Origin of the sequence: Bifidobacterium sp. ESL0764, assembly GCF_029395515.1 — a bacterium.
In the GTDB taxonomy this organism is placed as follows: Bacteria; Actinomycetota; Actinomycetes; order Actinomycetales; family Bifidobacteriaceae; genus Bifidobacterium.
In genome coordinates this window covers 1,035,726-1,047,433 of the sequence record NZ_CP113919.1, presented here as the reverse complement: position 1 = coordinate 1,047,433, position 11,708 = coordinate 1,035,726, and the positions used below count along the sequence as shown (strand labels likewise).

The 11,708-nt window shown below is 58.8% G+C and carries 6 protein-coding genes; 3 read left to right on the top strand and 3 right to left on the bottom strand.

The genetic code is table 11. The features are described from left to right. Positions 1-4: 4 nt before the first annotated feature. The 3 genes from OZX71_RS03770 to OZX71_RS03760 all read left to right on the top strand — a co-directional run bounded on the left by OZX71_RS03770 (position 5) and on the right by OZX71_RS03760 (position 3,568). The gene (locus OZX71_RS03770; protein WP_277160554.1) at positions 5-799 is read left to right on the top strand and encodes a DUF4191 family protein; all 795 of its coding nucleotides are present in this window, start codon (positions 5-7) and stop codon (positions 797-799) included. Positions 800-975: 176 nt separating this feature from the next. Further along, positions 976-2,412, top strand: coding sequence for a type I glutamate--ammonia ligase (gene glnA / locus OZX71_RS03765; RefSeq protein ID WP_277160553.1), 1,437 nt, complete (start codon positions 976-978; stop codon positions 2,410-2,412). A gap of 223 nt (positions 2,413-2,635) precedes the next feature. Next, positions 2,636-3,568, top strand: a complete 933-nt coding sequence (locus tag OZX71_RS03760; protein WP_277160552.1) for a zinc ribbon domain-containing protein — start codon at positions 2,636-2,638, stop codon at positions 3,566-3,568. Between the two features lie 131 nt (positions 3,569-3,699). Here the strand turns inward: OZX71_RS03760 and OZX71_RS03755 are convergent, their stop codons facing one another. The 3 genes from OZX71_RS03755 to OZX71_RS03745 all read right to left on the bottom strand — a co-directional run bounded on the left by OZX71_RS03755 (position 3,700) and on the right by OZX71_RS03745 (position 11,670). Beyond that, entirely contained in the window at positions 3,700-4,824 is a 1,125-nt protein-coding gene (locus OZX71_RS03755; protein ID WP_277160551.1) for an Mrp/NBP35 family ATP-binding protein, read from the bottom strand. A gap of 136 nt (positions 4,825-4,960) precedes the next feature. After that, positions 4,961-7,807, bottom strand: a complete 2,847-nt coding sequence (gene ligA, locus OZX71_RS03750) for an NAD-dependent DNA ligase LigA (protein ID WP_277160550.1) — start codon at positions 7,805-7,807, stop codon at positions 4,961-4,963. Positions 7,808-7,929: 122 nt separating this feature from the next. Next, positions 7,930-11,670, bottom strand: a complete 3,741-nt coding sequence (locus tag OZX71_RS03745; RefSeq protein WP_277160549.1) for a tetratricopeptide repeat protein — start codon at positions 11,668-11,670, stop codon at positions 7,930-7,932. Between the last annotated feature and the right edge of the window lie 38 nt (positions 11,671-11,708).

The following is an 11,708-nucleotide window of genomic DNA, read 5'->3' as shown; positions in this document are numbered from 1 at the left end:
GTCGATGGCCAAAGAGAAAAAGGCGAAAAAAGACAAGAAAAAGGGCCCAAAGGTCATCAATCAGATTCGCCAGATCTATAAGTACACGCACGCGGAAGACAAGGCGCTCCCCTGGCTGCTTACCGGCGCATTCCTGCTGCCGGTGGTCGTCGGGGTCATCGTCGGTCTTTTGATGCACTGGAGCTGGCTCACCTGGATATTCATGGTCATCTTGCTGGTGATGGTAGGTGTGCTGCTCTTCACCATGACACTGACCAACCGCGCGGACAAGGTCGGCTATGCCAAGCTGGAAGGTCAGCCGGGAGCAGCCGTCAGCGTGCTCGGCAACATCAACAAGGCCGGCTATAACTTCCCTCAGACCCCGGTCTGGATCGATCCGAAGACCAAAGAGGCGATTTGGCGCGGAACGGGATACAACGGCATCTACCTGTTGGCCGAAGGCAGCGAAAGCCGCACGAAACGTCCGCTGGAACGCCAGAAGCAGTCCATCAAAGGCGTGACCGCCGGAAGCGATATCCCGGTCTTCACCATTTCGGTGGGTACCGGGGAAGGCCAGGTCCGGCTCAAGGACCTGCGTAAAACCGTCTTGAAGTGCAAGAGCTATGAGCCCGTCGAACACAAATTCGCTTTTATGAACAAGATTCATCCACGCCGTCGCTTCGTGCTTACCAAGGACGAGCTCGAAACCCTCAACGGACGCTTGCGCACCCTACAGGAAAAGCGCGGACTCGGCATTCCCAAGGGCATGGACCCCACACGCCCGCAGCATATCAGTCGTCGGGCCATGCGCGGCCGGTGACCCCATCCTCTCGTGACCAAATTGCGAGAGGATTTTTTATATTTGATTTCCCTGAAATTCAAACGAATATCAATTGAAAAACGCCTTACGAAACATATTCGTAACCGAACGCGCGACGTGACGAAACTCATTACTCTACACTTGAAACTTGTTAGTACAACGAAAGGAGCGGTCCATTGACTGCACTTGAAACGAAGGAAGACCTCGAAGCCCTCATCAATACGGAAGGTGTCGAATACATCTCCGTGCGCTTCACCGACCTCTTGGGAAGCCAGCAGCACTTCACCGTGCCGGCCAGCGAATTCCTCAAGGACGCCTTCACCGACGGCGAGCCGTTCGACGGATCGTCCATCCGCGGCTTCCAGGCCATCGAAAACTCCGATATGAAGCTCGTGCCCGACGTCTCAACGGCGTTCCTCGACCCGTTCCGCAAGCATAAGACGCTCGTTGTCTCGCACTCCGTGGTCGACCCGATCACCATGGAGCCCTATTCGCGCGATCCGCGTCAGGTCGCCGCCAAGGCCGAAGCCTACATCAAGTCCACCGGCGTGGCCGACACCGCCTGCTTCGCCCCTGAGGCCGAATTCTTCCTCTTCGATTCCGTACGCTATGAGAACACGATGCAGCGTTCCTTCTACGAAGTCGATTCCGTCGAGGCGCCGTGGAACACCGGTGCCGAAGTCGAGGCCGATGGCTCGGCGAACATCGGCTTCAAGAACCGCGTCAAGGGCGGCTACTTCCCGCCCGCTCCGCAGGACCACAACCAGGACCTGCGCGACGATATGGTCGCCAATCTGCAGAAGGTCGGCCTGATCCTCGAGCGCAGCCACCACGAGGTCGGCGGCGCCGGCCAGCAGGAGATCAACTACCGCTTCAACACGCTGCAGCACGCCGGCGATGACCTGCAGAAGTACAAGTATGTCGTGCACGAGACCGCGTTCGAGGCGGGCAAGGCCGTGACCTTCATGCCCAAGCCGATCGCCGGCGACAACGGCACCGGCATGCACTGCCACCAGTCGCTCTGGAAGGACGGCAAGCCGCTCTTCTACGATGAGAACGGCTACGGCGGCCTTTCCGACATCGCCCGCTGGTATATCGGAGGACTCATCAAGCACGCCTCTTCGGTGCTCGCGTTCACCAACCCGTCGCTCAACTCCTACAAGCGTCTGGTGCCCGGCTACGAAGCCCCGACGAACCTTGTCTACTCGGCCCGTAACCGTTCGGCGGCCATCCGCATCCCGTTCGCCGGCACCGCCCCCGCGGCCAAGCGCATCGAGTTCCGCGTCCCCGACCCCTCCTGCAACCCGTTCCTCGCCTTCTCGGCCCAGCTGATGGCCGGCATGGACGGCGTCCTGAACCACATCGAGCCCCCGGCCCCTGTCGACAAGGACATCTACGAGCTGCCGCCAGAGGAGCTGGACAACATGAAGCATGTTCCGGCCTCGCTGGGCGAAGCGATGGATGCGCTCGAGCAGGACAACGACTTCCTGACCGCGGGCGACGTCTTCACCTCCGACTTGATCGAGACCTGGATCAAGCTCAAGCGCGACGAGATCGACCAGCAGCGCCTGGCCCCGACCCCGCTCGAGTACGAGCTCTACTTCAACTGCTGAACATTCATCAAGTAGCATCACCAATCATTTGGTGATTGAGCGATTAGGTTGCCGCACCGGCCGATGTTGGTGCGGCAACCTTTTTTTACTCTTGGATTTGTTTTTTAATAAGCGATCGTATGAATAACACGGCAGATTACCGCATTACCTGTTATTTCGCCTAATTCCAGACTTACCGATATCCTTGTAATATCAACGCACCGATGCAACGAAGAAGGAAACCTTGAAATTCTGCAGCCATTGTGGAGCACCATTACCCGAAGGCGTGAAGTTCTGTTCCAATTGCGGGACCCCGACGACGCCTCAACAGCAGTTCCAACCTCAGAACCAGCCGCAACCACAGCAGTTCCAGCCTCAAGGGCAACCTCAGACGCAGCAGTTCTTCAACCCTTCCGTGCCCAATAACGCGGCTCCGCAATTCAACCAGACTCCCGGAGTGCCACCCGTACCCACACCGTACGGCAATGCGATGCCGCAGGCGGCACCTGTTGCAACATCCAACAAGAACCGCAACACCATCATCGCGATTCTCGCAGCTGTGTTGGCCGTTCTTGTGGTCATTGGTGTCGTCGTGCTCACTCGGCCTTCATCATCTTCAGGCGGTTCAGGCGTAGGAGGTTTCGGCAAGCCGGGAGCGCCTGTCGGCACTTGGTCATTCGGCGTCGAGACTCCGGGTGCGAAAATCACTGTCATCAGCATCGACGTGGACAAAGACAGCGAAGCGACGTTGTCTATGATGGGCAAGAAATCAGCCAAGGCCAAACTCGAACTCGGCGATTACGACAAAGAAAGTATCACTTACAATATCGAGAATATGAAAGTGTTGATTGACGATGATGACGGAGATGACGACTTCAGCAGCATCACCATGCCACGCACCGGAGTAGTCGGAGATTGGAGCGTGAAAATGAAAATCGACGACGAAAACTGGAAAGTGGGAATGAACGTGAAGGCCGACCACAGCATCTCATTCAGGTGGGACAGCCGTTATGCCGACGATTCCATCGATGCCACATGGAAAAAAGGTAAAAGCACCAGCAATGGAAATACCTACGAAATCGATGATTCCTGGAAACTGGCAAGGCCTTTCCTGAATGGTAACGGCAGCGACGCCGATAACGTGAAAATGGTGTTCACCGTCCCTTCCGATAGGTGAGTAAAGGCCCGCTCATTAATCAAAATCAGCAGAAGCGTGTTCTGGCAAATCCCAGTCAGAACACGCTTCTATATGTAGGACGACATGGTCAAGCGAATAAAAATATAGGCTATCAAAGTCTCACGTAACATCTACCCCATCAATTTGGTTGCCAGATTTTTAAACGCCTCCGCAACCGGAGTGGAGGCCAGTGAACCATCGGGATTGAGGACCGCGGGACGGCCGGAATCGTCGATTTCACGGATCGCGGGTTGGAAGGGCAGCTGGGTCAAGAGAGGGACGTCGTAGCCCAGCGCGTCGGTCAGTTGGTCGGAGACACGTTGGCCACCACCTTCGCCGAAGATACGCAGGCGTTCGCCTTTGTGGTCGAAATAGCTCATGTTCTCCACCACGCCACGCACTTTCATCGGCACCTGAAGGGCGACCAAACCGGAACGGACCGCGACATCCGAGGCGCTGGGCTGCGGAGTGGTGACGACAATCAGCTCGGCGTTGGGCAATGCCTGCGCCACGGAGATGGCCATGTCGCCGGTGCCGGGCGCCAGATCGAGCAACAGCACGTCAGGACTGCCCCACCACACGTCGGCGAGGAACTGCTCGAGCGAACGCTGCAGCCGCGGGCCACGCCAGAGGATCGCACGGTCGGCTCCGGCGAACATGCCGATCGAGATCATCTTGACACCCCAGGCAACCACCGGCATCAACATGCCGTTCAGGTCCGTGGGACGCGTATGCACGCCGAATAGAGCCGGCAGGGAGAACCCGTAAATATCCGCGTCGATGGCGGCAGTATCATAACCAAGCGCCGAGAAGGTGGCCGCGAGGTTGGCGGTAACCGACGACTTGCCCACACCGCCTTTGCCGGAGGCGACAGCGAAAATACGCGTCTTCGTGCCAGGCTTGTTGAACGGGTTCTGGCGGCGCTCGGCCTTGAGCTCGCCCACCAGTTTTTCTAGTTTCTCGCGACTCATCGCACCGATTTCGATATGCGGCGTCAGCGTTGCATCGGGATAGGACCGCACCGCCTGCATGATGCGTTCGCTGATGGTCTTGGAAAGCGGGCAGCCCGGCACGGTGAGCTCGACGTGGACTGTCAGGTCGTAGCAGTTTTCGCCGTCTTCGCTTTTTTCGGCCTCAAGCGCGGGGATCATACCCAAATCGGTGACGGAACGGCCCAGTTCAGGATCGATGACATGGCCGAGACGCTCATACATCCGCTGTTCGATTTGCCGTTCAATCGTGCCGCTATCCGTCATTGCGCCTTCCTTTTTCGTTCGTTTTCCACTGTATCGTTTCCGCAGACGGCTCGCCAGAGTTAATACGTATTACGTAATATCAATAGCGCGAACTCTCTGCGGCCATTGGATTACCGACGATGACGGCAGTCACTGCTCAGCTCTTGTCTCCGGGCTCTCCGGTTTCAAGCAGGGATTTGAACTGTGCCTCGTCGAGCATGGGAACACCTAGTTCCTCGGCTTTGGCTTCCTTGGAGCCGGCATTCGCGCCGACGACCACATAGTCGGTTTTCTTGCTCACCGAGCCGGCAGCCTTCCCACCACGCTCTACGATGGCTTCCTTGGCGGATTCGCGACTGTAGCCTTCCAGCGAGCCGGTGACGACGACGGTCTTGCCGGCGAGCGTCTGCTCCAACGTGTTCTCCTCGACGCTTTGACCGACACCGGCGGCCTTCCACGCTTCGAGAATCCTGCCACGCCAGTCCCCCGGTTTGCGGGCGTTGGAGAACCATGTGACCACCGATTCCGCGATCTCCTCGCCGATGCCGTCAATGGCCACCAGATCCTCCACGCTCGCGTCGGCTATGGCCTCCAGCGAGCCGAAACGGTTGGCGATCAGACGCGCGGTCGGCGGGCCTAGACGGCGGATGGAAAGCGCCACCAACACGCGCCAGAGATCGGCCTGCTTCGCCTTGCCGATTTCCTCAAGCATTTTCTTGGTGTTTTCGCCGGGACGAACATAGACCGGCTGCACACTCGTGCCGCTTCTGGTCTTGCGACGCTTCGAACCGACAACCACAGCATCAGCGGGAACGTCATAGCCCGGATATTCACGTGAAGACGACTGAGATCCTGCCAGAGTTTGTTGCGAAACTTGGCCTTCCGGCTGTGCGGCAGCGTTGTGAACATCACCAGTACGCGTCGAAGACTCCATCTGCATGGCAGCCGCTTCGGCACCTTCAGCGGAAGCCCGGCTCCCATCGGTTGCTTTTACAGATGAGGACTTCGCCTTCTTGGCGTCGATCGGCGCCGTCCAGAACGCGGGAACCCGATGCCACAACCCAGAGCCGCCACGGTTCTTGCGCCGCCTGTGCTTGCGACCTTGTTCGTCGATATGCTCGCTGACCTCGATGATGGCGGATTCACGCCAGACCTGGACATTTCTCAAATCATTGGCAGTAAGAGTAAACACCCCCGCTTCGCTGGTGAGCACCGGCTGCTGCTTGGCCGGCAACCGCAGTCCGGCAGCAGGCTCATACGGCTCCGGCTCCTCACCCGGCCCGACCTCGATATCGCGCAGATCCGGCGCGTAGGTCGCCACGCTCTCCGGCCTGTTCTCCTCGGGATTGGTCAGAGCGATGGCGCTTTGCTCGCCCAGATGTTCGATGTCCAGCGCCTTGCGGCTGGCCAGGTTCATCACCCGCTGGGTGAACTGCGCCGGGCAGCTTTCGACATTCGGGCAGCGGATGTCTTTGTCGCCCTCCTTGGCCGGGGCCAGTTTGGCTCCGCAGGACGGGCAGTATTCCGGCATGACGAACTCATGCAGTTCGTCCTCATGCCCCTTTCGCCGCTCGAGCACGGGGCCGACGATCTCGGGAATGACGTCGCCCGCCTTGCGCACCACGACGGTGTCGCCGATCATCACGTTCTTGTGATGCACCTCGGAAGGGTTGTGCAGCGTCGCTGCGGCCACGGTCGAACCGGCGACATACACCGGTTGCAGCACCGCCACTGGCGTCACGCGCCCGGTGCGCCCGACCTGAACGACGATGTCGAGCAGCTTGGTGTTGACCTCCTCGGGCGGGTATTTGTAGGCGATGGCCCAACGCGGGGCGCGCGAGGTGGCGCCAAGCCTGCGCTGCAACGCCAGATCGTCGACCTTCACCACGATGCCGTCGAGCGCATGTTCGATGTCGCCGCGATGTTCGCCGTAATAATCGATCATGTCAAGAATCTGATCGAAACTCGTGATCTCACGATTGTGCGGAGAGACCGGAATCCCCCATTTCTGATAGAGATCGTAGGCCTCTGATTGATCGTTGACGGCGTCGTGCCCAACATTGACACTACCGGGTGCCCACTGCAGCAGTCCAAGACCATGCGCGTAGAAGCTCAGGTGCCGGCTCGCGGTGATTCTCGGGTCCTTCTGGCGCAACGAGCCGGCAGCCGCGTTGCGAGGGTTCGCAAACGGCGCCTTGCCTTCGTCTTCGTTCAATTTGTTCAGATCACGAAAATCGTCCCATCGCATAAACACCTCGCCACGAATCTCCACGAAACGAGGAATATCCTGGGCGCTGCCTTTGAGGTTCTGTGGAATCGAGGCGATGGTACGCACGTTGGTGGTGATGTCTTCGCCGGTGGTGCCGTCGCCACGGGTCAGCCCCTGCTCGAGCACGCCGTCACGGTAGAGCAGGTCGAGCGCGAGACCGTCGATCTTGACCTCGCAGGTCATCGGCAGCGGCTTGCCTTCCGGCCATTCGAGGGCCTTCAGCACGCCCTCATACCATTCCTTAAGCTCGGCGATGGAGAAGACATCGTCCAGGCTGAGCATCTTCGAGGGAAGCTCGACATCAGGAAATTCGTTCGAGAAGGTGCCCCCAACGCGATGCGTCGGCGATTGCGGATTGTCCAACGCCGGAAAATCGGCTTCGAGCGCCTGCAGGCAGCGCAGAAAAGTATCGTAGGCTGCATCGGAGGAAACAGGATCGGAATCGATGTAATAGGCTATCTGGTCGCTTTCGACCCATGCGGCCACCCGCGCCCAAAGCCGTGAGGCGGCCTCGCTGGTGAGTTTGGAAACATCAAGCCTCTCAAGTCTGGCGGCATCGGCATCGGTATGCTGCAACGCGGCGATCCATGGCAACGAACCCGGTGCGTATTGCGCGGCACCGGCATTCTCGGTGACTTTGGGCTCTCCGCTTCCGAAATCCCAGGCCAGCTGGTCACCCTGCGGCGTTGCCTTCGTGTTGCCTTGTCCCGTTTCGGGTTTCGTCGACCTGGCCATCTCACCTATCCAATCCGCATACGGCAACGAAAAACATGACGATATCTGCCGCAAGCACTCACTGTCCGATTGTACGGGGAAGTCGGGAAAGGCGGGCGAAAAACACGAGGACTTGGATCGGACTATGCATTAAGCGAACGCAGGAACTGCGCCTGGGCCATGTCCATGCCGTCGTCGGCGCTGTCGTCCATCCTCGCCGCAGCCACCGAGAGGGTGCGGGCGGGTACGAACAACGCCTTGTCGACGCAGACGCGAGCCGCATCGCGGACGATGCCGCCGACTTCGGTATGCGGCCACACCGGCAGGTCGTGGGAGGCAAGCACCTGTTGCGCGGCTTCGAAGGAAACCGGCACCAGAATGCACTGCGATTGCGCGCGTGCCAGCAATTCCTGAAGCTCACCGTCGAGCGAGGCGATTTTGCCGGGTGAGATATGCTCCGACATGATGTAGCAGGCGGCGGCCACGTCGAAATCGCCGAGCATCCATTCCGCATAGGCCAGACGATAGTATGCGTACGCCGCATCGTCACGGTCGAGCGAAACGCGCAACGCGTTGAGGCAGGCGGCCCGGGCGGAATTCCAATCCTCTTCGCGCGCCAGCTGCACCGCAAGGCGCATGTGTGAAAGCGGATAGGCCGGGGCGTAGGAGACCATGGCGTTCAAGTGCGGCAGTGCGGCTTTTGCACCCTGCAGTTGGGCCAGGACGTCGGCCAGTTCCATATGGGCATAAAAAAGGTTGTCGGGAATGAGCACGGTGGTTTCATCGCTGGTGGCGAAAAGACGGTTATAGACCACGCGTTCTGCGTAGGAGTTGAAATAACGGGGGGCACCGGTTGGCGCATACAGCGCATCCACGTTCTCGACGGCCTCTTCAAGGCTTGCGACGGCCTGTTCGACCTGACCGGAGAACAGCAGATCACGTGCCTTCACGCGTTCGGCATCCAGATCTTTGGCCACACGGAAATCAAGATCCGGTGTGTCCACCCCGTCGATCAGGGCGCTGCTCACGCTTGGTGCGAGCTTTCCAAGTTCCGGGTCACCATTGGCTTGTACCACGGCCATCGCCTGTTGTGCCTTGGCAACACTGGGAAGGCCGGCATCTTCGGCGATCCTATGGAAATCGCTCACCGCACGCTGCAGCAGGTCGGCGCGTTGGATGGAAAGCCCGGTGATGTTGTCTGTGCCGAGCACACGGCTGGCCTCCCCGTCGATCTTCACATCGGCGAGTTCCGGCTCCTCCTGGCTTCCCAAAGGAGAGAACCGCTTGTCTCGCAAAGTGAATTGCGGATTGGCGTTGCGCGGGATGGCACCGTCAATATTGAGCGAGGCACCGAACCGGCGGAAAGTCTCGATAGGATGCTCTAGCCCGTCGGAAGCGATCGCACGCATGAATTCCTCACGTGTGAAGGTCACGGTTGCCATATTGTGCACGGTCGGGCCGCTGCGCAATACCGCCAACGGATCATTGCCACCGTCTCCCTCAGCACTATCGGTGTCATCTGCTATGTCATCGGCGTGCTGATCACCTTGCGGCACCGACATCGCAATGCTGTCAAGGTCGATTCCTTTCATCAGATCGGCAAATTCGGCATCAATCTGTTCGTCGCCATGTGATTCGTCGCCATGAGCTTCATCATCGTTGGCGTTACCGTCGACATGTCGAGGAGTGGAGGAATCGGAGTCCTTGGACTTGTCCCTGTCCTGTCCGGCGATATCGTGGCTCGTGCTGTCGTTCTCACTCGTCTCATTGTTGTTTCCCGGATTGTGAGCAAAATCAGAAAACTCTGTGGACTTGCTCGCGCTATCCGGGTTCGTTTCCCGACTATCGCCGTTCGAATTCGGACGTTCTTGTCCTTCGGAATCACGTTGAGAATCTGAAGACTTGTTCATACTATCGTCGTCTGTGGCTTGGGAGGATGCGGAGGCGAAGGGCATGGACTCGTGACCGGCCGCAACCGCACCGGCCTGGGACGGATCGCCGTGGATATCGCCGTCCTTGGGATCGGCCTTCGAACCACCACGTCTCACATCCCCGCTTGGCATACGTTCGAATGCACCCAAAGCCTGAGCCATGAGTTTGGAAATCGCCGAGTCCTGCTGTTCGACCGCCTCTTGCAATCCCATCGAATCGATGCGGATGGAGACATTCCGGATGCGCTCATCAACGCCGAAGCAAAGGGCGGCGATCAGCAGACCGACCCGCAGATTGTAGCGTTCGCTCATCGCTGTACGCTCGTTGTCGCTCAACGCCACCCAGGCATGACGTTGCGTGTCATACCTGCTGGCCGGCATCATGGTGCGTCCGGCCGTGGTGAAAGAAACGGCCACATTGCCGAGTTCCAGATTTGAACGGAATTCGGTGTCGAAACGATACGGCACCCTGATCTCACGCAGCAACGTGGAAAGCGCCTGGCGATAGACCCATTCGCCACGGCCGGCAGAAGCGGAAGTCCTTGCGGAGGAAACGCCGTGGCCGGCAGCGTCGGTGCTTGCGATATCGGCTGCAATACGGTCTGCGGTCTGACCTGCTATCCCGATCATTCGGGTCAACGAGGCTGAACTCGGCTCGCGCAGTTCGACACCCTGACTAGGCAAAGGCTTCAACGCCATCAGAGCGGGATTAGCGAGTAACGCATGGTCGATCTGAGCAGCCTGCGCGCGCGTGACCGTATCTTCGATGGGCGATGCCCCGGTATGCGCATTGTGTTCAAGCCAAACGCTGACCGCGGAAAAACGGTTGAGATTGCCTTCGATGTTCAGCGCCTCAAGAGCCGGCGCCAAGTTGAGCGAATCATCCCATGTAAAGAAGTAGGCGCCGGAATAGCTGGAAGTATAAAGATGCAACGGTTCGGCACCATGTACGGCCTCAAGCCCCGCAGACGGCTTCAAGGCCCCGGATTCACGCATCAGATCGGCGAAATAGTCCTCGAGGCCGGAGACGCGCAACCCATGCGTCCTGGCCTCCAGACTGTCACGCACGCTGCGGCGAATCGCGCCGAGCGGCGCTTCCCGGTTGAGCCTGCGGAAGATGTTGCCGGCGCCGAAACCGATAAGCCGGCCGTCCAACTGCGGAAGCATGTACGTGGCAAAAAAGGCAACGGCCATCGCGTCCCTGTATTCCAGATCGAGGCGCAGGCTTTCCGGAAGACGATACCGCATCTGTTCCAACGTATAGCGGTTGCCTCGCTTAAGCCAGGAGGCGAGCCAGGCCATCTGGCCGAACATATCACGGCCGACGATACCGCCCTGCACCACGTCGATGCCGTGGGCTTTGGCAGTCCGATCTACATCATTCGCCGACATCGTCTCAAAACCGGTATGGCGGACGGCTGCTCGCCTCGAGGATGGTTTGCCGCTCTGGCCGCCTCGCATCCTGCTGTCATTGGAAAGCGAAAAATCACCTTCCTTGCCGAAAACGAGCGCAGGCTCGACATCGTGGGTGTCCATTTGCGGGTCTCCACCCAAAAACACCCGGCCTTTGCCGTCGACCAAAGCGACCTGACAGAATTCATTCGAGGCAAGAAAGACTCCCAGAGCGAAAAAACGCCCGTCAAGCTGCGGCAATTGCGCCCAACCCAGCGAGAGTCCGTCAGGCACATCCGGGAAATCCTCGAAAACATGCCGCTTCACCATCGGTCCCAACGCAACGGCACGGTCGAAAAGTCCCTGCATCATGGCGTTGGTCGTGTTGCCGGCTTTCGAATGAAATGAAGAAGCCGGTGAAGCCCCGCCGACATCGTGGCGCGAAACACCGCTGCCAACCACCGTATTCACACGATGCGCAATATCTCTGGCTCCTTCTACGAGCCTACCGAAACGCGAAGAAGAGGCGAAATCATGCAAATGCTGTGTGAAATTGGACATATCGTCAATTCTTTCAATTCAGCCAGACATAAAGCTTA